Here is a 21,844-nt window from a genome sequence, read left to right as displayed (position 1 = left end):
AATATACAGGGGTGTTATTTAACTTATCTCAGTCTTTTTCCTATTTTCAGACATGGCTATACCTAAGCCGTAGCGCATTAAGCGTTACTGTTATGCTACTCAACGCCATCGCCAAGCCAGCCCATTCGGGTCTTACTGTGAGCCCGGGCATGGCACCCGCAGCTATCGGTATCAATACTACGTTATACATGAACGCGTACAGTATATTGAACCTAATGTTACTTAGTATCTTCCTTGATAATTTAATGAAGCTCAGTATTTTTGTCAAGTCGCTATCTAATAGCACAACATCACCGACGCTCTTGGCTATGTCCGTACCCGCACCCATGGCTATGCCAATATCGGCAGCCTTCAATGCTACCGCGTCATTAACCCCATCGCCGACCATTACAGTAATGCCGAACTTATCCCTTAACTCCTTAATCACTTCGGCCTTCTCGTCAGGCATTAATCCCGAATATACATAGTCAATGCCTAATTTCTTGGCAACTACCTTCGCGGCCTCAGTATTATCACCAGTGAGCATCATGGGAATAATATTCATGCGCCTCAACTCGCTGATAACCATGGGAGCCTCAGGCCTCGGAGAATCACCAAGCGCTATCGCCCCCGATACCTCGTTATTAACTATGACGTAAACCACCGTGAAGCCCTCACCGACACTATCATTAGCTTTGTTCTCAATCTCTGGGTTAATCCTTGCCTCAAAGCCCTTAATCAATTTCTCATTACCAACACCTATGGTTAAACCATTCCACTGAGTAATGACACCCATACCAGGCACTGAGTCATAACTCTCTGCACTGGGCACCTCGCCATAAACCTCCCTAGCCCTCTCAAGAATAGCCTTGGCTATTGGATGCTCAGAACCTCCCTCAGCTATTGCCGCATAGTATAGGGTCTTTTCGTCACCAAATACGGAAATAACCTCAAACCTACCCCTAGTCAGGGTGCCAGTCTTATCAAAGGCCACCACCTTAATTCCAGGGCTAAGCTCTATTGCCCTAGATTCCCTAATCAAGATACCATGCTTTAGGGCATTGTTTGTGCCGGCCACAACACTAATTGGCGTGGCGAGACCGAGGGCACATGGACACGCGATCACAAGTACGGAGGCCATGTGAAGCACGGCCATGTAAATTGGTGCACCAATTAGGTACCAAGCCATGAATGTCAACACGCCGGCAGAAATCACAAACCAGGTGAAGTACGAGGCAATCCTATCCACGAGTGATTGTATCGGTAAACGAAGTGACTGAGCTTGTCTCGCCTGCTTAATTACCTGCGCAATAAAGGCATACTCACCGCTTCTTGTCACTTTAATCCTCAAGTAACCCCTCGCAAGTATCGTACCAGCCAGCACCAGGTCGCCGATGCCCTTATGCCTTGGCCTTGGCTCCCCCGTCATCACAGATTCATCCACATAACCCTCACCACCATCCACATAGCCATCCACCGGTATTACCTCACCCTCCTTAATAACCACAATATCACCAGGCTTAACCTCATTAATTGAGACCAAAGTCTCAACGCCACTCCTGACTACCCTGGCGCTCCTTGGGTAAAGCCTGGCTAATTCTCTCATTGTCGAGCCAACCCTAAGCTTAAGCCTCGTCTCCAGGTAACGACCAATTAATATGAACGTGATTATCGCCGCGCTCGAGTCAAAAAATACGTCTCCACCAATCACATGAGTCAGTACTAGCACACTGAATACGTATGCCGACAAAGTACCTAACGTTACTAGGGTGTCCATGTTGGCGGTGACATTTCTAAAGGCCCTGACGGCACCCCTAATGAAGCGCATTCCTGAGTAGAACTGGACTGGGGTCGATAAGGCGAAGGATGCAATGGCATATAAAGCACCTGGTATGATCCCCACAATGCTTAGGGCTTCGAGTAAGAATATAAGGGCGGTTAAAGGAATTGCCACAGTAAGCTTAGCCTTAATGTCCTTTAGGTCTGTCTCAACGGCCTTCCTATCAACGTCAAAGTCCTCAGTACCTCCCTTACTCACGCCAATTACCTTAAAACCTGCGTTCTCAATGATCGCCCTAAGTCCACCCTCATCGATTTCCAATGGATTGTACGTAATAGTTACTGTGTGATTAACGGGATTCGGAACAACACTGAATACCCCTGGGGCATGTAGTGCCCTGACTATTGTATTGACTTCCTCAGGCTCAAGGCCCTTGAGCATGAATGTTAGTGTTTCCCTGTAGATATCGTAACCAACCCCCTGCACGGCCTTTAGGGCCTTGGCATAGTCGAACACCGCTGGGTCAACTATCACGACCGCCTCATCATTGGCAAGACTGACGCTGGCCGATAGCACGCCATTAACCGATAATAACGCCTTTTGCACGGTCAGGGAACAAGTCGCACAGTGCATTCCAATGATTTTAAAGTGGACCTCCCTACCATTACTGAATCTAAGTCCAATACTCACCTTACTCAATTCATCATTAATACCCACCCAACTCACCTAATGCTCATGCGGCATTCCCTGAGGACCGTGCGTCAGGTAATATTCTGGGTTTGCCTCAAATGCCCGTTTACACATCGGCGAGCAGAAGTAATACACCTTACCCTTATAGATGGTTTTATACTGCGTACTCGTATCAACCTCCATACCACATACGGGATCTATAGCCTTGCTCATACAGATATGCAGCCAATGCACTGAACTGTATAGTTTATCAAGAACAATTTGTTAATCCATACTCAATGAGACAAGAAACAGTTGTTTCTAGATTCACGGATATTGAGATCAGAGTATTAAACATACTTAGGGAGAATGCCAGGGCTAGTGTTTCAGAAATAGCCGAGAGACTCGGCGTGTCGAGGGTGACCGTGTATAGGGCATTAAGGTCGTTGATTAATAAGGGCATTAAATTCACGGTGGATGTACCAGAGGATTCACCAAGGGCATTCATAATAACTAGGGAACCTCATGCGGACCTTGGTGACTGCTATAAATTGGTTGATGGTAGGTACATAGTAATTATGAGGGCTAGGGACTTCAATGAGTTGGTAACTATCATTGATGGGCTTAGGGATAAGGATGAGGTTTACATAGCGTTGAGACCCGTGAGTAGGCAGTTAATTAGTGTTGGTTTGGTGTGTGATTACTGTGGTGGACCCATAACGGTGCCAATAATATACAGGAGGGGTAGGAGGACGTATTACCTATGCTGTGAGGCTTGTTTAAGGGAATTGAAGAAGAAATTGAGCAGGAGTAATAAAAATAAGGCCTAACTCATCGTGACTTCTGTGTCATCTAGTGGGAATAGGTGCATTTTTTATCAGAGGACGTATGATGGCGAGCGTTGCATACTCATGCCACCTGAGGACTGGAGGGTCAGTAGGAGTAAGTTCATCAACTTTTGCCTAAATGGTGGCCGTGGGTGCCCTGTACTTAGTAGGTATTACTCAATGGTATCTAGGGAATCGGTTAAAGAGGAGAAATGAGTTTAATTTAAACATCATCGTTCAGCAGGAATTACCTAAATGGGCCCTTCTGAATCAGTATGATTATCATTATGACTGATGCACTAAGTAAAATTGCTATTAGGCTTGCTATCAATTCACTAGATCCTCCCTGCATCGCCGACATCGCCTGCGAATTGCCTGGGCTGAGGGTAAACGTAGCCAGTGGGAATCCGTATTGATTAATCGGTATTGGGTGATCGCCAAGCTCGTACTCGGTAACCGGCGAGTATAATTGAGCCGTTGTTGCATTTTCAATGCCTATAATGGGTATTGTCGTTATGTGGTGAGGCATCAACACTACGGGCTTGGCAATCGTATACGTGCCATTACTCACCACTAGCGTTACATATAATGTGTAGTTCAGGCCGTTGTATATCTGTAGTACTACGGCGTCATCCTCAACCACGTACTTAACAAGCCTAATCTCAGTCAAATAATTCTCTATGGTGTTAATTATGGCGCTCGTGTACGTTAATGCCTGCTCTTGGAACCACGCTGGACCGTAGTTCGGAGGTCCTGTTTGCCAAGTCCAGTCACTGCCCTCGGCAACGTATAGGTAATTCCACGGTGTGTATATTGGTTTTGTCGAGTTTGGCGTTGTGTTGAAGGGTGGTGGTACCACGGGTGATATTGGCATGTTCACAGCATTCGTAAACGCCACAAGGTACTCCCTAGCCAGGGCCACCGAGCGCCAAATCTCAACCTTACCTGTGTAGCCATTATTCCAGTTGTTCAGGTTTAGGGCCCATGAGGACTCAGGTAAGTTCGTTAAAACGGCTATGGGTTTGTGAGTTGCTATGGCCTCGCTGGCTGTCTGTGTTATGAACCAGGTACCCTGGTACTCAGAGAGTACTTGATAAATAGCCTGTAAATCAGCGGGTCCTGTGGTTGGGTTGAAAATTAGTGGGTTCTCACCGTCCAGCGCTACGACGACTACAGCACCCGGATTCTGCATGTATATACTGGCGAGGTAATGAATTAGTTCCCTAGCGGTTACCTGCGGTGACTGACTGAAGTATGCAAATGAGAATGTATTGGAAAGATCCGTATCCCTAAACAGTACTATTATTTGCTTACCTGTTGAATCCCCAACAATTATCGGCCCATAGGGTGATGGAGTGCCATTAACCACAGTTGCATAGGGCAGGAATGCCTGGGCATCGGGTATTGTGAATTCAATGCCAGTCTCATTATATAGGTGGACCAAGCCCATGTTGAATGCCATCTCAGGTGTCCAAGCACCAGTTGCCTTAACGCCGAATATCTCCTCGGTCATTTCCTCACCCATGAGTATTTGAGCCAGGAGGTCACTTTGCCAACCATTGTCATAAATTATTGCCTGCAGTGGGTGGTAAAATGGCACGGTCAGTACCTCGACCTTACCCTCCTGGGCAAGCTCCCTGTATAGGCTTATCGTGTAGTTTATAGCCTCGAGACACTGGGTCATGTTTACATTGAGTGTTGATGGACTTGGCCAAACGGGTGAGTATGGGAATGTGCCTTCAGTCAATATTGTCTCCCACTGATACAGAAGTACTGGCGTGAAGTCTATGGTAGCACTCACATTATACTCACTGAGCAAGATCGCGTGTAACTCATAGGCGCCGATCCATGTCCCATTCCATAGGAAGTCATGGCACGTGTGAAGCAAGACCCAGGCCTGCTCCCATGTCCCGTTTGGCTCAATGTAAAGCGGCTGATGCATGTTCCACACAATGACTAGGCTAAGTGGTGACTTACCCGTTGTATTGAGTACGTAGAGACTTGGCAATGAGGATTGAGTTAACGTAGTGCCAAGGCTATACACCGTGAGCATTGGTGTATATATTCCTTGCAGCACGTTCACCGTGAAGTTCAACGCCACTATGTAGTAACCCGGCATTATCGTTACATCATAGTAATTAAACTCCTCATTATTTACGGTAAGCGTCATATTAACAGTAACAGGCTTGCCAAATTCATTCTCGAAAAGAACGTAGACAGTGGCATTCTGACCAACTAAGTAAACATACTTACTATACGTCGCATTTATGAACACCAACGGTGAGTACACGTCCTGTATTGCGAAGTTTCCATTGGGTGTGCATGTTACTGCACCGCTTATTAGGTTGGCTGAGCAGTGGAGCCAGGTATTAGTCGTCGTGTCCCAATAGACCCACTGGATCCACTGTCCTGGCTGGAGTGGGCCTATCATAACCGAGTAATTGCCCCAAAGTGGGTTAAACGTCATCGCGGCATTCATGGCTCCAGATGTACCACTAGTAGTGTACCAAGGTACATTTCCAGGGCCTGAGGTTAGGCCGTACCAGAGGAGTATGTTGTCCGGCGCCCTACCGAGCATTGTTATTAGTATTGAGCCGTTTGGATAGACGTAGGCCCATGTATATCCCTGGTTCGGTGGATTAACGTCAACGTTCTAGTTCCAGAAGGGTACGCATTGATAGTTAATCCAGGTGTTCGTGGTTGCATCATGGAATACCCAGGCAACCCAGGTATCCGGTTGGAAAGGCCCGATGGTAGCTACGTAACTGGTCCCATTCCAAGTCATTAATGTATCGGTAATGTCTGACCAGGACCCCCGGATATGGCTCAATGCCCCAGTGTAGGTAAGCCTCGTGGCCTTCTGGTAGCCCTGTTATTGCCACGGTTATGTACACAGGACCTGACGTTGGTGTCACATTAAAGGACACTATGTATGGACATGAGCTTTGGGCATGGGTTATGGGTGCTATGAGTATTGCTGCTACTATTAGTAAAAGAATTGACGGATATATTATTTTATTTGTCATATTATTTGAGTATTTTTAGATATTTAAATTTTTCTTTTCAATTATTCTTTTAATTATTTTCAATTCCTCTATGCCTTAACACCGCCCATTGCATATATCTGCACCAGGTACTTCTGGAACGCAATGAATATTGCGAATATTGGTATTCCCATAAGCACAGAGAATGCCGCGAGCACGTTATACAGCGTTGCCCTATTCACGAATGCCAGGTAATACATGCCAAGGGTCAATGTCCACATACTACCCTTTGCTATGAATGCGTATGCCAATGCATAATCTGTATAGGCCCCCATGAATGCAAGTAGTGCTACGAATGCGATTATTGGTCTAGCCATTGGTAGGAGGATCCTGAAAAATGCCTCAAACCTAGTTAACCCATCAATTAATGCTGCCTCTTCATAATCCTTTGGTATTCTATCGAGAAATACCTTGACTAGGTATGAACCAAATATTGAGTTGCCCCCTGAGTAGGCTAGGATTAAGCCTACGTATGTGGACCACGCATACTTAAGCATACCCAGTGATGCGAACATTAGGTATAGAGGTAATGCAGTTGCTGCGAATGGGAAGAAGGTCATTACATAGATGGTCACCATCAGGGCAGTCTTTCCTGGAACACTAAACCTTGAGAGAGCCGCGCCGGTTATGAAGGCTACTATTGCCGTGATGACTATCGTGCCTGTTGCTAGGATTAGGCTGTTCCTCAGCCATAGTAGGAATGGTTCCTTAAACAATATGTAGTAATAAGCCTCCAGGGACGTATTCTCAGGTAGGAGCGAGCGTAGGGTTACTGAGGCCAGGGTCGGTATTGGGTTTACTGATGTAATTATTATGTAGTATATTGGGAATATTGCTATGATTGCAGTCACCGTAAGCACGATGTATGATATACCAAGCCTAAACCAACTAATTACCCTATTTTTTAAACTGTACCTATTGCTCATGTTATCGCCTCGAGAACCCTACCAACCCTAAGCATTAATATGGCCATGATTGCTAGGATAATTGTTGAGATCACGGAGTATGCGGCAGCTATATTATAATAACCGTAGGAGAATGCCTCTTGGTATGTATAGACAATCAGTATGTCCGTGGATATGCCAGGACCACCACTGGTTAGTATGTATATTGGGTAAAAATTATTCCATGTAAAAACGAAGCCGCCAACGCTAACGAAGGCTATGGCGCTCCTCATTAAGGGTAATGTTATATACCTGAACTTATGCCATGCATTGGCGCCATCAACCACGGCAATGTCATACAATTCAATGGGTATGCTCTGTAGGCTTGATAGAAAGACAGCAGTGTAGTATGGGAATGACAACCATAGGTTCGTTAGTATTAACGCAGCCCAAGCAGTGTTTGTAAACGTTAACCAATTAATTGGCGGTATTCCAAGTAGCCCAAGGAATTTATTGACAATTCCATACTCATAATTCCACATACCATACCAAATCACCAGGGATATGTATGCCGGGAATGCCCAGGGAACCAGGAGCAACGTGAAGAAGGCATTCCTACCCTTAATATCTCTCTGATTAAGTATTAGGGCTAGTATGAACCCTACGAGTACCATGGGTATTAAACTACCCACCGTCCAGATTACAGTGTTTAACAATAACGTATAGAATGTATTACTTGTTAATAATTGTTCATATATTTTCAAACCAACAAATGTGTAATGAAATAGATGATAAAGATTGAAGTTTGTAAATGAAATATATACGGCATAGGCTACCGGATATAGGAATAGGAATAATGCAATTGCTATTATGGGGAGGAGGTAAAGATATTGGATAAAAATACGGTCTAATTTTTGAAGGGGATCCATTATAAGTCACCTTGATTAACCACCCGACTGAGCAATCTGCTGAAGCATGTATTGCTCCATGCCCTGGGCAGCGGCTTGAGCAGTTGTCTGGTTAGCAAAATAAGCAGTTGCGTATTGGTGGAATGCATTCCAGTAGTAAGCCATTGCTGGTATGTTGGGGAATTTCTGGCCATACTGAGCCTGGGCGAATATACCCTCCATAATGCCGTTGAGACATGATGGTGATAATTGCCCAGTTTCTAATTGACTAACTGCCTGGTTATAGGCCTGTAGATTGGCAGGTATATCATGCGCATAATTCCATAGGTTGAGATCTGCCTGTGGTCCAGTCATGTATAGTATGAATACTAACGCAGCCTCCAACTGCTGCGGTGTAGCGCCACTGGCCTGCGGCGATGCAATTACCCAACCAGTACTACCTATGAACGGACTTGCATGTAGCCCTGTCTGACTAACGACAGGCAATGGCGCGGCACCTAGGTTGCAACCAAGGGCCTTGAAGTATGTCCCGAGATCCCAAGGCCCGTCAAAAATGATGGCGGTCTCATTACTCGTGAATAATTGCCCCTCAAGGCTTGGGCTCATATCTGGGGCATTTATGTGTAGACCATACGTTAAATTATACCAGAACTCCAGGGCATTGACCATGGCGCTTGAGTTAAGTTGCGGCATGTCGTTTGGACCAAATATTTGTCCGCCAAAGCCAGCGAACCAAGCTGCGAATCTATAACCCCATTCGGAACCAACGCCATAGGCAATGCACCACACGTGATATGTACTGTTGACCTGCAGGCACATGTTGATTAGTTGGTCTGTGGTGTTTGGTGGTGATGACATGTATTGCTTGTTGTAGAACATTACTATGTAGTTTATATTGTCAGGTAGGCCATAATAACCATGGGCACTTGGTGTGCTTAGATAGAAGTTCTGGGCGGCAGTGGGTAGGTATTGGTCGAATACTGATGGTGGTAAGTACTCACTTAGGTTGAGCAGTAGGCCTGCGGCAAATAACTTACCAGCATCATCGCTTGAATCCCTATATACAATTGGGGCTTGGCCTGCCTTTGCAGCTGATATGAAGTTACTAGTTGCAATACCAACGCCATAGGTGACCTCAACGTGTATACATGGATACAACTGCTCAAAGGAAGCTAATGATGCATTGAAGGCCTCATCCTCACTAACGCTGTAGGTGTCCCAGACAGTTATTGTTACACTACCAACCGTTGAACAGAAGGTTTGAGCAAAACTTGAGTTATAGGCATTTTGCGGTGTGAAATCTGACACTGGTATTGTAAAACCTGGTGCAGTCGTTTGCGTTGATGTCGTGTTTTGCGGCGGTGGGGGTGGTGGTGTCGTTGATGATGAGTTTTGCGGTGTTGGTGGCGGCGCTGGTGTTGATGGCTTTGAGGGTTTGTATAGGTAGACTACGGCCACTACTGCGACTATTATCACTATCACAGCAACTATTATACCTATTATAGCGCCCGTAGATAGTCCTAGCCTACTCATACGTATCTTAGGTATTATGAACAGATTTAAAAGTATTATCATAATTTATTTATATAGTTTATGCATGATCATAAATAAAGAAGACAAAGATTAGATATTTATTTATATAATTATACTAGGGTATACTCATTATTAAAAATCTATTAATGTTCATTAAATATCCGTGATCTTTGGCGAGTTATCTATTTCTTACAATGAAGTACTCACCGCTTAGGATACCACCTCTGTATTTCCGTGGTTCGTTACTTAATCTAACCTCAAGATTATCACTCTGGTAAATTAATTCGCTTGAATTTGCTATCACGCGTTTTGGCATGATCGTTAATTCCGTTAACTTCCTTATGAACTCTTGAAGGTCCTTGAATTCACGGGTCTTTTTCCAATCCATGCACCGCCTATTATCGGGGTCGGGACCACCCTCGAGCATTACTTCATCACCGTAGTAGAACATTGGCGTCCCAACCCAGGTGTATATGAACACTAACGCTGCCTTAAACCTCTCAGTATCGCCGTTGAACATTGTTATTGCCCTTGGCGTGTCATGAGTATCTATGAAGAGCCAGGAATTCACTAAGAAGTTCCTTGGCAATAGCTTCAACTGTCTGCTAAGCACTTGCGCAAATTCGTCGGCACTTATTTCACCACGCAGAAACTTAGTGAGTGGTTCCCAGGCCTGGTAATTCATGACTCCATCAACGGCATTCCCCCAGAGAAATGGGTCGCCCCAGACCTCGGCAATTAACGGTTTATTAATGAAGCTCCTCAAGTCCCAGAGGAACCAGGGCGGTATGCCTGCGCCGACATCAATCCTGAAGGCATCAACCCCCATTAGCGACCAGTGAAGCACGACACCCTTAATCCATTCACCGGCAAACTTCATGTTAAGCTTTGGCATTCTCTTGACATCCATGAACTTCTCATAATCGCCATCATAAATGTAGTACCAACGGGAGTATCCTGGGTCGCCATCCAGGGCTGCCTTAAAGGCAGGGTGATTAGAACCTGTATGGTGAATGGGTAAGTCAAGTATGACCTTAATACCGAGGTCATGCGCACTCCTCAATAATTCACTGAACACCTTATTACCGCCTAAATCATCATCAACGTTGAAATAATCAATAACGTCATACCTATGATAGGACATAGCCCTGAAAATAGGCGTTAAGTAAATCGTGTCAAAGCCCATGGACCTAATGTAACCGAGCCTATCCCTCAGGCTGCCCTCCCTTTTACACCCAAACCTATCAATAAAGATCCCATAAATCGCCCTAAACAACCTGCGCCTAACTCCACGGATCCTCCTAACGACCCCGCTAAGCTCAAGTACATTAAAACCATTCTCCACAGGCCCATCATCAAGGACAACCTCACCATCAATCAAATACCTATAATAATACTTACCTGGAGGTAGTGAAACGTAGGCACAATAATCAGAACCACAAAAACCGAGTTCGATAGATTTCATGAATGCTGTAAAACTACCAACCACAAAAGCAGCTCTCCTAGGACGCCTACTCACCGAAAACCTAACAAAGTAAAGACCATAATTCCTAAATACGGTAATGGGCATTAAATCAATCGCAAAACCACGAACTTAAATTAATTAACCCACAAGGCACCAATTGACATAAAGACTTAAAAACCAACGTGTTTCTAATGATTACGAGCCCCGGTAGTATAGCCCGGTCAAGTATGTGGGCCTTTCGAGCCCGTGACCCGGGTTCAAATCCCGGCCGGGGCACCATATTTTACAATTAATCCTTCAAGTCTTGCGCATTTATTATGGGTATTAATTGTTGAGAGAATTTATTGTGTTTTTAATTTTGGGTTTTGGGTTTTGTTTATGGTGCGCCTATTATTTTTGCTACGTCGTATATTATTGTTGGTTTCCAGTAGATTGAGTTGCGTTCTCTTAGTATTCCGATTACCCACACTATTAGGAATGCCAGTCCAGCCAGGTAACCCAGTGCCGTTATTACTATGTGCATTGGTGGTATTAGGATGGTTAATAGTGATAGTATTCCAAGAACCACATCAACAACAATAATGACAAGACCAAAGGCAATACTCAAGTAAGACCAATGCCTAACATAACCCGAACCAGGCCTAACCACCAAACCAATCACACCACCAACAAGCGGAACCAACCAAGCAACCAAAGCCCAAACACCCTCATCCCCACTCAACTGAGACATACAAGCAATAAGAAAAAACCCCTATATAAACACTTCCGGTATCGTTATTATTCACGTGCAAAATAATCCTTGTATTTAGCCAAGAAAATTAATTACATAGTGTATTGCGCATTTAATAAGCAGAGAACAATCCATAGATAATTTCTGCCATTGCATGACCGTACCATTTATACTTAGTAAAAATAATAATTCAATTATGACCAAGAATTTATGGAATTATTGAAAATATAAAGTTTTTTAAAGTATTAGGGCATTAGTGGTTAATGTCAATTGTTGGTGGAATGACTTGCCCGAGATGTGGTTACGTGAATAGGGAGGGAGAAAAGAAATGCAAGGTTTCTCATTATGATTTTGGGAGGAATGATCAATTGGAGAGGCAGGTGCTCTATAGCCTTCCCTGGGTTCTAAATCGATCCCAAAAATGCAAGCTAAGCTTGAATTATATAGGGACGGGAGGCAGGCTTATCATAACCAATGATAGACTTATATTCTGGGGACTCAGGTCATATAGTGCATTCGGTCAAACGGATTTTGGCCTTATCAATATCAGTTTCCTGAATGATTTAGGAAGGATAAAGCTCTTTGCAGATCGCAGTGCTGGTCTGAGGAATGGTACGTATAATGGCAGGTTGTTCTCTGTTGAGGATGCTGAGGTAGGCAAATCATTGAGGGAAGTGGCGGCTGAACTCGGTGCAAGTGCGATGTGTGGATGCGGTTTACCACTCTGATGTGAGTGTCGTGGACCTATATGACGTGTCAACTCAAAAGGGTTTTTGGAGGAGTCGTACTGGCGTGTTGATAAGGCTTGACCTACGTAATGGTGAAGGTCGTTTCTCCAGCTTTTGGCGAGTTATCGTATTCCCTTCCTCAGCACCCAGGATTTGGCGGATATACTGAAGAAAACCCCACTGTCAATTAAGGATTTTAGGTTTATTAAGACCAAGAGCGAGTGAGTTGGGTCTTGCCTTTTCAACGCCTCCTTGCGGGTTTTTAGCCTTCCTCCACTGGGTTAGATTTTTATGTACTGTGTCTTTATCTCGGTTTGTGAGGGTTAGGGTTAAGTTTTTCGGCGATCTTTATGAACTTATTGGCACATTTAAGCTAGAACTTGAAGTTACTAATGGTCTTTCTATACGTGATCTTATCGATTTGATCTCGCATACATTCAATCCCAAGTTCACCGAGGCTGTACTTGACGGTGATGACAAACTGAAGGGTGAGTATGTGGTGTTGGTTAATGGTAAGGCTATTGAGTGGCTTAATGGTTTGGCTACAAAGCTCAATGATGATGATGAGGTTGTGTTCCTACCACCTGCAGAGGGAGGTTAATCGCTTCGTTCTCCTTCGATTTAATTAACTGTAGTTAATGGTTCTCCAGCGGCATGATTTTAATTGGGATAACTTATAAATTAGTCCTTGATTCCTTATCATTAATGAGCTATACTCATTGGGTCGATAGGATAGCGAACCAAGTCCTCGAGAGATGCCGCAATGAAGGTAGGGATGATTGTATACTTAATGGTGGCCTAAGTGTCTCGGGGCTTCAGCATATTGGTAGGCTTAGGGGCGAGATAATACTAAATAGCGTCATAGCCGAGAAACTAAGGGACGCGGGCCTAGGGGTTAGGCAGGTCTTGACCCTTTACACGGTGGATCCCTGGAAGGGTAAGGATAAGCAGCTCGAGCAGTTCCTGAATCCCGAGGTTGGTAGGAAGTACATTGAGTGGCCTCTTGAGCGTGTTCCTGATCCCAAGGGTTGCCATAAGTCCTGGGTTGAGCATTATTGGAGGGACTTTGGTGATTACCTTGATTACTTCGCAAAGAATGTTGAGGTTATAACAACCGGTGAGATGTACAGGGAGCATCCTAGGATGAGGGAGTTCATAGTGATGACTATGAGGAATAGGGAGAGGTTGATTGAGGTCATTAATAAGTATAGGGGTAGGAACCCGTACTCAAGGGATTGGATTCCTTTCGAGCCTATCTGCGAGAATTGCGGTAGGATTGGTACCGCGGAGGTCACTAAGCTTGATCTTGATAATTATGAAGTTGAGTATAAATGCACGTACTGCGGTCATTTAGGTAGAACAAAGTTGACTGAGGGTAAACTCCCATGGAGGATTGAATGGGTGGGTATTTGGTACACATTGCAGGTTGACTTTGAGCCCTATGGTAAAGACCACGCAATGCCAGGTGGTTCCAGGGATTCCGCGGTGGAGATCGCCAAGGTGGTCTACGGTGTTGATCCACCACTAGGTACTTGGTATGAGTGGGTTGGCTATGTGGTTAATGGTAAGGACGTGGGCGACATGGGCAGTAGTGACTTTATAGGCTTCACGCCAAGGGAGTGGGTTGAGATCGCTGAACCTGAGGTCCTTAGGTACATATACATATTCCATGAACCCACTAAGAGACTGACCTTCAGCCTTGACGCTGTTTATCAATATACCGACATTTATGATAGGGCCGAGAGACTTTATTACGGTGTAGATGAACCAAGTCCCAAGGAGAGAGATTACCTGGAAATAATCACTAGATCATATGAATATGCACAACTGAGGAAACCGCTCCCTAAGGAAATGCCGTTTCAGTTGCCGTATCTACATGCCGTGGCTTTAATACAGACATTACCACAGTTACTCACCAATGATGAACTTATGGAGAGAGTTATTAAGAGACTGAGGGAAACAAAGATCTTAAGTAAGGACTTGGATGATTTATCCCGTGAGAGAATTAGGAATAGATTGATTAAGGCCCGTAATTGGGTAAGCAAGTATGCACCAGAGACCTATAGGATTAAGGTGCTTGAGGAATTACCTGCCTCGGTAAAGGAATCATTATCGAACATACAGAGAGAAAAATTGAGGCTATTACGCCAGGAACTTGAGAAGATTGATGTATGGAGTGAAGAAAACATTAAGGAGGCCATGAAGAGAGTACCCAGGGAAGATAAGAGTGCCGAGAGGGCATTTTTTGAGGCAACGTACTTAGTATTCTTTGGTAGATCGAGTGGCCCTAGGATCGCGCCGTACCTGGCAATGCTGGGTAAGGACTTTGTGCTGAGTAGGCTAAGTGAGGCATTGGGGTGATGGCTATGTCTAGGTTGTTGGTGGTCGCAATAACGTTTGCAGTGTTCCTATACTTCCTCCTATTGTCTTCATTGGCAGGCACGTACCTGCCCAGTAAGGGCAACTTCACACTTGACCTGACCGTGCTTGTACTGGCCTTAATTAGCTTCTTTGTTTCATTCCTCTCCATAAAGCAGTCTTGGTATGACGTTAACACTGCATACACTGATAAGGAGCTGATTGTTGGAAGACTGAAGAGAATTATCGCATTCTTTGCATTGGGGCTAAATATTGTTAATATTATCCTCGTGTTTGCATACGTACTTATTATTGTTATTTAATATCTAAGGTTATTTCTTTATTAAAGCCCTTAGTTGATTTAGCTCCTTATCCTTACTCTCAATTATCTTCATTAACTCCTCCCTCTCCTTGAGCAATTGCTCATACTTCCTACGTATGTCCTGACACTCACTCTCGATCCTTGTTACCTCCTTCATCTTGCTCTCTAACTCCTCCCTCTCTCTATCGAGTTTCTCCCTTAATTCGACCAGTGTATTCTCCCTAATTATCAACGCCCTCTGGTAATTCATTAACTCCCTCTCTTTATCAAGGAGCCTCTTCTCCCAATCCGTGAGCCTCTTCTCCTCTTCAAGTAGTTTCGTCATTAGCGGTTCAAGTTTCTCCATGATCTCCTTCCTCCTCTTATTAATTTCCTCATCAAGGTTCTTTAGCGCACCCTCCCTCTCCTTAAGTAGATTCTCTAGGGTACTTAACTTGCCTTCTTTGTCCTTAAGCTCGGTCTCAAGTTTATTCAGTGCCTCTTGCCTTTCATTCAATTTCTTCTCAAGCTCCTTAAGCTCAGCCTCCCTCCTGGCCAACTGCTCAAGTCTCTCCTTGATCTCCTGCTCCCTCTTCTCCAACTCCCTAAGCCTTGCGTTCTCGGCATCTATCCTGACAGCCTCCATCTCAAGCCTCTGTTCACGTGCTTTCAACTCCATCTCCCAATCCCTAAGCTTAGTCTCTTTCTCGACAAGTGCCTTCTCCCTTTCATTCAATGCCTTCTCCTTATTATCAAGCTCATTCAGTCTTGAGGCCAATTGATTCGATAGCACTACTAAGGACGCCATTACATTACTCATCTCAGCTAACTTAGCCCTCTCCTCCTCGAGTGCCTTCCTATCGCTTTCCAGTCTCTGCCTAAGTTCCTCTATACTTTTCTCCTTAACGGTAACATCGCTTTCCCTCCTACTTACATCAAGCAGCTTGCTTTCCAGGTCCTTTTCCCTACTCAAGACCTCATTATACACCTTATTCAACTCAGCCAGTAGGTTACTTAGCTTAGAGACCTCGGAGACAAGCATTGACGCCTTATCAACACCCCCCTCGATCTTGGCATTAAGTTCCTTAACGTTATTATTTATTGTCTCAAGGGTCGTTGTCGCACTCGTGAGACTCTGCTGCATACTACCCGACAGGCCCTGGAGCTTATTGAGCAAGCTATTTATTTTGTCAAGAGCGTCAAATAGTGAGTCCATTAATTTCTTGCTTGTATCGCCAAATTGATTAACTATTGCATTCATCTGGGTGACTCTATTGGCTATGTCAACTGTCGAGGAGTTAATGACCTTGATGGCGTCTTGAATACTCTTATCACTTTTCTCAATTCCAGTTGAAATAGTTTGAATGCTCTTCTGGATCTGGCTGGCATTCGTTAGTAATGCTTGAACACTCTGCTGAAGATTCTGGAGTAAGTTGCTTATGTCGTTAATCCTCTGATAAAGCTCTGCGTACTCCTTAGGCTGTCTAAACACGTTACGTATTTTAAGCGAGGGAACTAATATATTTTGCTTTTATTATTCTAAATGAAATTGAAAGAAAAAGAAGTCAGGACTTACCAATGCCCTTATCCAAAAGATCCAAAATAACTGACTTAAGACCTTCAATAGTCTCAGAACTTTTTCTATACTCAGAGATCAACCTAATACCCTGCTCCTCAATAAGCCTCTGAAGCTCCGCAAGCCTAGTAGCAACGTTGGATAATTGATTAGTAATCTCAACAACCTGACTAACATCCAATGTCCTGTACTCCCTTAGGTCCGTAGACGCCTTTGCAAGGAGATCCACAGCATTCTCGATCTTACCTTGTATTGAAGATATGGAATCCCTATACGCAATTAATGAAGCCTCAATCCTAGTCAGTTCCCTCAGGGTATTAGATAGCATACTGGCTAATTCAGTCATGCTCTGCGGCGTTATCCCTGCAATTAATTCCTGGGCCTTAATAATGCTTGACAATGACTTCTCGATCTCATTAACCCTGGTCTCAAGCCCATCAACCTTAGCATTAAGATCACCTAAGTCCTTGGATAATTGATCAACCTTATTACTGAGGTTAATAAGCTCCCTAAGTACCCTAGTTATTGGGTCTTCACGCGGGGGCGGTGGTGTTGGATAATAACTCATTACAATAAATGTGCAGGAATTACTTAAATATTTATCTCATGACAATATACCAATGGCATACATATCACCAAAAGCCAAGGTACTTAGTGGAAGTATTAGTAATGAGGTAGTGGTGCTGGGGCCTTCAATAATTAATGAGGGCACAATAATAGAACCCTTCGTAGTCATAGGACACCCAATTAGGGCGAAGCTCATGAATATGAGGAATAGGACGAACCTCAATGAATTAATGAGTGAAAATAGTAATGGCGCCGTGATAGGTAAGGAGTGCATAATCAGGAGTAATGTTATTATCTATGAGGATGTGGAAGTCGGTAATAACGTAGAGACTGGCCATAATGCATTAATTAGAGAAAGAACAAAGATTGGTAGTGGTACTAGGATTGGTTCGGGCGTTATTATAGATGGAGAAACCGTGATTGGAAGCAACGTTAGTGTACAGAGCATGGTCTACATACCAAGGGGTACCGTAATAGAGGATAACGTATTCCTGGGTCCCAATGTGGTTATAACCAATGATAAATACCCACCAAGCAAGAGACTCGATGGGGTTAGGATAAGAAGGAACGCGGTTATAGGGGCTAATTCAACTCTAATAGCCGGTATTGAAATCGGCGAAAATGCCGTGGTAGCGGCAGGCTCCGTGGTAACTAAGGACGTACCACCAGGCGTGGTTGTTGCCGGCGTACCTGCAAGACCCATTTACTTAGTAGATGAATTTGTAAGGAAGAGAGTAACATATGAAAAGTCAGAGACCCCTTAATGCCCTCCTTAAATTCCTCGCCATCTCCTCAAACCTAGTGATATCCTGCTTAGCCAGTGACGGTGGAACAACCTTCAGAGCCTCCTCGAAGTGCTCAATCCCAACAGGCTTCACTTGATCAGTATTACTCCTGATTGTTTCCCTAAGTGCCAGCATTGCGGCCTCCCTAACCAATGCCGCTAAATCGGCGCCTGTATAGCCCTCAGTCCTCCTCGCCAAATCCCTGAGATACTTATAATCACTGTCCTTAATGTCGTCAGATAACCTCAAACCCCTGACATGTACCTTAAGTATTTCGAACCTAGCATTCTCATCTGGCGGTGGCACATATACAATTCTATCGAACCTGCCGGGCCTAAGCAGTGCCGGGTCCATTATATCCGCCCTATTTGTTGCTGCAATAACGACTACATTCTTCAGGGGTGCAATCCCATCCATCTCGGCCAATAACTGATTGACTATTCTATCAGTGGCCCCACTATCAACTCTCAAACCTCTTGCTGGTGCTATTGCGTCTATTTCGTCGAAGAATATTACGCATGGTGCTGCCATTCTGGCTTTCTTGAATATTTCCCTAATGGCCCTCTCACTCTCCCCAAACCACTTACTCAAAATCTCCGGACCCCTAACCGCAATGAAATTCGCATTACTCTCCGTAGCCACAGCCTTAGCCAACAAAGTCTTACCAGTACCAGGAGGACCAAACAACAAAATACCCTTAGGTGGATCAACACCGAGCTCCTCAAAGTACCTCGGGTACTTAAGCGGCCATTCAACCATTTCCTTAAGCTCCTGCTTCACATTGTCATAACCACCAATATCATTCCAATGAATCTCGGGAACCTCTACAATGACCTCCCTTAGTACTGTTGGTTGTATGTACCTCATTGCCTCAAGGAAGTCCCTCCTCCTAATCCTAATCCTTGCCAATTGCTCTGACGGTATTTCCGACTGCTCAAGATCAATCTCCTTCTTCTCTATAGCCTCCCTAAGCCTTATCATCGCAGCCTCCTTAACGAGTGCCGCTAGGTCAGCCCCAGTGTAACCGTGAGTCATCTCCGCCAACTCATCAATACTCACAATATCGCTATTAGGATCGCACATTTTCTCCTTAACATCTTCCTCAGTACACAAAGGCACACTCCTCGTGTGTACCTGCAATATCTCCTTCCTGGCATTCTTATCAGGCATGCTTATGTATATCTCTCTGTCGAATCTTCCTGGTCTTCTTAGTGCTGGGTCTACGGCTTCCGGCCTATTGGTTGCTCCTATTACGATTACTTGGCCTCTTTCCTGCAAACCATCCATTAGTGTGAGAAGCTGAGCAACGACACGCTTCTCCACCTCGCCCGTAACCTCCTCCCTCTTCGGAGCAATGGCATCAATCTCATCAATAAAGATTATGGCAGGAGCATTCTTCTTAGCCTCCTCAAAAATCTCCCTCAACTTAGCCTCAGACTCACCATAATACTTACTCATGATTTCTGGGCCATTGATTGATACGAAGTAGGCATTGGCCTCTGAAGCCACGGCCTTCGCCAAAAGCGTCTTACCCGTACCCGGAGGACCAATGAGCAAGACACCCTTAGGAGGCTCAATACCAAGGTGCTTGAATATTTCGGGATGCCTCAACGGTAACTCAATTAACTCCCTGATTTTTCTCTTGGCTTCCTCAAGGTCACCTATGTCCTCCCAGGTAACCCTTGGCATTGTTAATTCCATCTCCCTAACAGGTTCCTCTCTTACCTGCACCTCTGTGTCTATGCCGACATATGCCGCTGGGCCTGGCGTCACGCTGGTCACCATGAACCTAATGGAGCCCGTGTAATACGGTATCTCAATGATTGAGCCCTTCCAAACGGGCTTACCAAGCAGATAAGCCCTCTTTAGGTAGTCTGGGTCGACCCTGATGTACTCACCCACCGGTGCAATGGTGACTCTCTGCGCAGACCTTAGGCTTGCCCTCTTTACCTTAACAACATCACCTATACTAACACCGGCATTCTGCCTTAATACACCGTCCATCCTTATGTAGTCCTTATCCTCATCATCAGTGTAGGCAGGCCATACCTGGGCATAGGCGCTACGCTTATTACCAACTATCTCAACGTACTCCCCAGGCTCAATACCAAGCGCCCTCATGTAGCGTTGTGGTATCCTAACAATGAGTCTACCAACATCCCTCGTCCTAGCCTCCGCAACCCTGAGACTTACCTCATTATTATTAGAACCCATGATTAATCCTCACTGCTTAATCCTCGGCTCAGCTTATATAATTATCTTCACCATGCTAATTCAATGAGTCAATATCATGCGTTTACTAATAAGTTCAATTCCACTTATTACCTAATTTAATTACCGAATGTGCTAACCACAAATATTTCATAATACTAATTATTGCATTGAACATCGTGCAATGACCAATAAAATGATGCAGATCATTAATTTTAAATAATGCTCATTATAAGCACCTTTAATTATTTTTAAGGACAATAATTACCAATGTGTATTGCTCAGAACCTAGGTTAAGAATGTCAAAAATAAAAGAACAAGAAAGAAAATAACTTGCATTAAGAAAATTAGCACCTTCAGAAGGTAACTGTGAACCCTAAATTTTATTAAGGAAATAAAACAACAGGTACTGTGAGCAAGGTAGGCATTGTAGGCTGGGGCGTCTACATACCAAGGTTCAGAATAAGCACAAAGGAGATCGCTAGGGTATGGGGCGATGATCCATTAAGGATCAAGGACTTATATTGGGTTGAGGAGAGGAGTGTTGGCGGGCCTGATGAGGATGCAGTAACAATGGCCGTGGAGGCTTCAAGGAATGCACTGAGGAGAGCAGGCATTGACCCTAGAGAATTGGGATCGGTATTCGTTGGTACAGAATCAAAGCCCTACGCAGTCAAGCCAATAGCATCAATATTAATTGATGCCCTAGGAATGAAGAAACAGTCCTTTGCCGTGGACATGGAGTTCGCGTGTAAGGCAGGTTCGGACGCCGTTGTTAATGCTACGGGACTCGTTAAGAGCGGACTCATCAAGTATGGTCTTGCCGTGGGCGTTGATCATAGCCACGGAGAGCCGGGGGACCACCTCGACTATACCGTGTCCGGTGGCGCCGCTGCCTACATAATTGGTTCTGAGAACGTCGTAGCCGAAATCGAATACATATATGCTTATAACTCCGATACACCGGACTTCTGGCGTAGGGACGGCATACCCTATGCGGTGCATGGTGAGTCATTCACAGGAGAACCAGCCTACTTTAGGCATATTGTGAATGCCGCGAAGGCGCTTATGGAGGCAACCGGGTTCAAGCCAAGTGATTTTGATTACGTGGTGTTTCACCAACCAAACGCCAGGTTTCCAATAAGGGCTGCCCAAATGCTCGGTATACCCCTCGAGAAGGTTAAGCTCGGTATAGTTGTTGACAGGATAGGCAATACATACAATGGTGCAGTACTGATAGGACTGGCCAACATACTGGAGAATGCAAAACCTGGTTCCAGGATACTCATGGTATCCTTCGGCAGCGGCGCAGGTTCCAATGCCTTCAGCCTAGTTACCACAGACCTACTGCCCGAGAGGGCCAGCAGGGCTAGAACAGTTAGTTATTACCTCGAGAATAAGTCGTACATAGATTACGCACTTTATCTGAGGTTTAGGAACCTAATTAAGGTGATACAATAATACCGATTTGTCGGTATCTTAATCTTTAAAAATAAACA

The 21,844-nt window shown here is 44.7% G+C and carries 20 protein-coding genes and 1 tRNA gene; 9 read left to right on the top strand and 12 right to left on the bottom strand.

What is annotated here, in order from left to right:
* Positions 1 to 46: 46 nt before the first annotated feature.
* Positions 47 to 2,476 carry a heavy metal translocating P-type ATPase gene (locus Vsou_RS01630; protein ID WP_264890751.1) on the bottom strand — a complete coding sequence of 810 codons (2,430 nt, stop codon included), beginning with the start codon at positions 2,474 to 2,476 and terminating at the stop codon, positions 47 to 49.
* Between the two features lie 9 nt (positions 2,477 to 2,485).
* Positions 2,486 to 2,662, bottom strand: coding sequence for a YHS domain-containing protein (locus tag Vsou_RS01625; RefSeq protein ID WP_188604033.1), 177 nt, complete (start codon positions 2,660 to 2,662; stop codon positions 2,486 to 2,488).
* Positions 2,663 to 2,727: 65 nt separating this feature from the next.
* On the opposite strand from Vsou_RS01625, the gene Vsou_RS01620 reads away from it, so the two are divergent.
* Both Vsou_RS01620 and Vsou_RS01615 read left to right on the top strand, forming a co-directional pair.
* On the top strand, positions 2,728 to 3,258 hold the full coding sequence (locus tag Vsou_RS01620) for a TRASH domain-containing protein (RefSeq protein WP_054844140.1): 531 nt from the start codon (positions 2,728 to 2,730) through the stop codon (positions 3,256 to 3,258).
* An 81-nt stretch (positions 3,259 to 3,339) separates the two neighbouring features.
* The gene (locus tag Vsou_RS01615) at positions 3,340 to 3,471 is read left to right on the top strand and encodes a hypothetical protein (protein ID WP_264890750.1); all 132 of its coding nucleotides are present in this window, start codon (positions 3,340 to 3,342) and stop codon (positions 3,469 to 3,471) included.
* Positions 3,472 to 3,502: 31 nt separating this feature from the next.
* Here the strand turns inward: Vsou_RS01615 and Vsou_RS01610 are convergent, their stop codons facing one another.
* The 6 genes from Vsou_RS01610 to Vsou_RS01585 form a co-directional block, all read right to left on the bottom strand.
* Positions 3,503 to 5,833, bottom strand: coding sequence for a glycoside hydrolase family 57 protein (locus Vsou_RS01610; protein WP_229709935.1), 2,331 nt, complete (start codon positions 5,831 to 5,833; stop codon positions 3,503 to 3,505).
* A gap of 127 nt (positions 5,834 to 5,960) precedes the next feature.
* A complete protein-coding gene (locus tag Vsou_RS01605) occupies positions 5,961 to 6,281 on the bottom strand; it encodes a hypothetical protein (RefSeq protein WP_229709936.1) in 321 nt (106 codons plus the stop codon).
* Positions 6,282 to 6,349: 68 nt separating this feature from the next.
* The gene (locus Vsou_RS01600; RefSeq protein WP_188604035.1) at positions 6,350 to 7,225 is read right to left on the bottom strand and encodes a sugar ABC transporter permease; all 876 of its coding nucleotides are present in this window, start codon (positions 7,223 to 7,225) and stop codon (positions 6,350 to 6,352) included.
* Entirely contained in the window at positions 7,222 to 8,112 is an 891-nt protein-coding gene (locus Vsou_RS01595; protein ID WP_188604036.1) for a carbohydrate ABC transporter permease, read from the bottom strand. Before Vsou_RS01595 ends, Vsou_RS01600 begins: the two co-directional genes overlap by 4 nt.
* 15 nt (positions 8,113 to 8,127) lie before the next feature.
* Positions 8,128 to 9,624: an extracellular solute-binding protein gene (locus Vsou_RS01590; protein ID WP_188604037.1), complete on the bottom strand. Its 1,497-nt coding sequence runs from the start codon at positions 9,622 to 9,624 to the stop codon at positions 8,128 to 8,130.
* Between the two features lie 178 nt (positions 9,625 to 9,802).
* Complete coding sequence (locus Vsou_RS01585) at positions 9,803 to 11,194, bottom strand: alpha-amylase family glycosyl hydrolase (RefSeq protein WP_188604038.1); 1,392 nt, start codon at positions 11,192 to 11,194, stop codon at positions 9,803 to 9,805.
* Between the two features lie 96 nt (positions 11,195 to 11,290).
* Here Vsou_RS01585 and Vsou_RS01580 point away from each other — a divergent pair.
* Positions 11,291 to 11,368 (top strand) — tRNA-Glu (locus Vsou_RS01580).
* Between the two features lie 97 nt (positions 11,369 to 11,465).
* Here the strand turns inward: Vsou_RS01580 and Vsou_RS01575 are convergent.
* Positions 11,466 to 11,819: a hypothetical protein gene (locus Vsou_RS01575; RefSeq protein WP_264890734.1), complete on the bottom strand. Its 354-nt coding sequence runs from the start codon at positions 11,817 to 11,819 to the stop codon at positions 11,466 to 11,468.
* A gap of 263 nt (positions 11,820 to 12,082) precedes the next feature.
* On the opposite strand from Vsou_RS01575, the gene Vsou_RS01570 reads away from it, so the two are divergent.
* The 4 genes from Vsou_RS01570 (at position 12,083) to Vsou_RS01555 (ending at position 15,228) form a co-directional block, all read left to right on the top strand.
* Positions 12,083 to 12,547 (top strand): hypothetical protein, encoded by a 465-nt coding sequence (locus Vsou_RS01570; RefSeq protein ID WP_054844744.1) that lies wholly within the window; start codon positions 12,083 to 12,085, stop codon positions 12,545 to 12,547.
* A 316-nt stretch (positions 12,548 to 12,863) separates the two neighbouring features.
* Positions 12,864 to 13,148 (top strand): MoaD/ThiS family protein, encoded by a 285-nt coding sequence (locus Vsou_RS01565; RefSeq protein ID WP_054844743.1) that lies wholly within the window; start codon positions 12,864 to 12,866, stop codon positions 13,146 to 13,148.
* Between the two features lie 104 nt (positions 13,149 to 13,252).
* Positions 13,253 to 14,908 carry a lysine--tRNA ligase gene (lysS, locus tag Vsou_RS01560; protein WP_229709961.1) on the top strand — a complete coding sequence of 552 codons (1,656 nt, stop codon included), beginning with the start codon at positions 13,253 to 13,255 and terminating at the stop codon, positions 14,906 to 14,908.
* Between the two features lie 5 nt (positions 14,909 to 14,913).
* Positions 14,914 to 15,228 (top strand): C4-dicarboxylate ABC transporter permease, encoded by a 315-nt coding sequence (locus Vsou_RS01555; protein WP_188604189.1) that lies wholly within the window; start codon positions 14,914 to 14,916, stop codon positions 15,226 to 15,228.
* Between the two features lie 9 nt (positions 15,229 to 15,237).
* On the opposite strand, the gene Vsou_RS01550 is transcribed toward Vsou_RS01555, so the two are convergent.
* Positions 15,238 to 16,698, bottom strand: coding sequence for a methyl-accepting chemotaxis protein (locus Vsou_RS01550; RefSeq protein ID WP_188604188.1), 1,461 nt, complete (start codon positions 16,696 to 16,698; stop codon positions 15,238 to 15,240).
* A 73-nt stretch (positions 16,699 to 16,771) separates the two neighbouring features.
* Positions 16,772 to 17,350 carry a coiled-coil domain-containing protein gene (locus Vsou_RS01545; protein WP_188604187.1) on the bottom strand — a complete coding sequence of 193 codons (579 nt, stop codon included), beginning with the start codon at positions 17,348 to 17,350 and terminating at the stop codon, positions 16,772 to 16,774.
* A gap of 52 nt (positions 17,351 to 17,402) precedes the next feature.
* Here Vsou_RS01545 and Vsou_RS01540 point away from each other — a divergent pair, with 52 nt between their 5' ends.
* Positions 17,403 to 18,113 (top strand): N-acetyltransferase, encoded by a 711-nt coding sequence (locus tag Vsou_RS01540; protein WP_188604186.1) that lies wholly within the window; start codon positions 17,403 to 17,405, stop codon positions 18,111 to 18,113.
* On the opposite strand, the gene Vsou_RS01535 is transcribed toward Vsou_RS01540, so the two are convergent.
* Positions 18,099 to 20,348 carry a CDC48 family AAA ATPase gene (locus Vsou_RS01535; protein ID WP_188604185.1) on the bottom strand — a complete coding sequence of 750 codons (2,250 nt, stop codon included), beginning with the start codon at positions 20,346 to 20,348 and terminating at the stop codon, positions 18,099 to 18,101. The two genes, Vsou_RS01540 and Vsou_RS01535, sit on opposite strands and share 15 nt — an antisense overlap.
* Positions 20,349 to 20,756: 408 nt before the next feature.
* On the opposite strand from Vsou_RS01535, the gene Vsou_RS01530 reads away from it, so the two are divergent.
* Positions 20,757 to 21,806, top strand: coding sequence for a hydroxymethylglutaryl-CoA synthase (locus tag Vsou_RS01530; RefSeq protein WP_188604184.1), 1,050 nt, complete (start codon positions 20,757 to 20,759; stop codon positions 21,804 to 21,806).
* The last annotated feature ends 38 nt before the right edge of the window (positions 21,807 to 21,844 follow it).

It is taken from the genome of Vulcanisaeta souniana JCM 11219, assembly GCF_026000775.1.
GTDB classification, from domain to species: domain Archaea; phylum Thermoproteota; class Thermoprotei; order Thermoproteales; family Thermocladiaceae; genus Vulcanisaeta; species Vulcanisaeta souniana.
This window is presented reverse-complemented; position numbering and strand designations above follow the sequence as displayed.

Coding starts and splice junctions, on each gene's coding strand:
- Vsou_RS01625 (WP_188604033.1), bottom strand. CDS start 2,662: ATGAGCAAGGCTATAGATCCCGTATGTGGTATGGAGGTTGATACGAGT.
- Vsou_RS01620 (WP_054844140.1), top strand. CDS start 2,728: ATGAGACAAGAAACAGTTGTTTCTAGATTCACGGATATTGAGATCAGA.
- Vsou_RS01615 (WP_264890750.1), top strand. CDS start 3,340: ATGCCACCTGAGGACTGGAGGGTCAGTAGGAGTAAGTTCATCAACTTT.
- Vsou_RS01610 (WP_229709935.1), bottom strand. CDS start 5,833: ATGCTCGGTAGGGCGCCGGACAACATACTCCTCTGGTACGGCCTAACC.
- Vsou_RS01605 (WP_229709936.1), bottom strand. CDS start 6,281: ATGACAAATAAAATAATATATCCGTCAATTCTTTTACTAATAGTAGCA.
- Vsou_RS01600 (WP_188604035.1), bottom strand. CDS start 7,225: ATGAGCAATAGGTACAGTTTAAAAAATAGGGTAATTAGTTGGTTTAGG.
- Vsou_RS01595 (WP_188604036.1), bottom strand. CDS start 8,112: ATGGATCCCCTTCAAAAATTAGACCGTATTTTTATCCAATATCTTTAC.
- Vsou_RS01590 (WP_188604037.1), bottom strand. CDS start 9,624: ATGAGTAGGCTAGGACTATCTACGGGCGCTATAATAGGTATAATAGTT.
- Vsou_RS01585 (WP_188604038.1), bottom strand. CDS start 11,194: ATGCCCATTACCGTATTTAGGAATTATGGTCTTTACTTTGTTAGGTTT.
- Vsou_RS01575 (WP_264890734.1), bottom strand. CDS start 11,819: ATGTCTCAGTTGAGTGGGGATGAGGGTGTTTGGGCTTTGGTTGCTTGG.
- Vsou_RS01570 (WP_054844744.1), top strand. CDS start 12,083: ATGTCAATTGTTGGTGGAATGACTTGCCCGAGATGTGGTTACGTGAAT.
- lysS (WP_229709961.1), top strand. CDS start 13,253: ATGAGCTATACTCATTGGGTCGATAGGATAGCGAACCAAGTCCTCGAG.
- Vsou_RS01555 (WP_188604189.1), top strand. CDS start 14,914: ATGTCTAGGTTGTTGGTGGTCGCAATAACGTTTGCAGTGTTCCTATAC.
- Vsou_RS01545 (WP_188604187.1), bottom strand. CDS start 17,350: ATGAGTTATTATCCAACACCACCGCCCCCGCGTGAAGACCCAATAACT.
- Vsou_RS01540 (WP_188604186.1), top strand. CDS start 17,403: ATGGCATACATATCACCAAAAGCCAAGGTACTTAGTGGAAGTATTAGT.
- Vsou_RS01535 (WP_188604185.1), bottom strand. CDS start 20,348: ATGGGTTCTAATAATAATGAGGTAAGTCTCAGGGTTGCGGAGGCTAGG.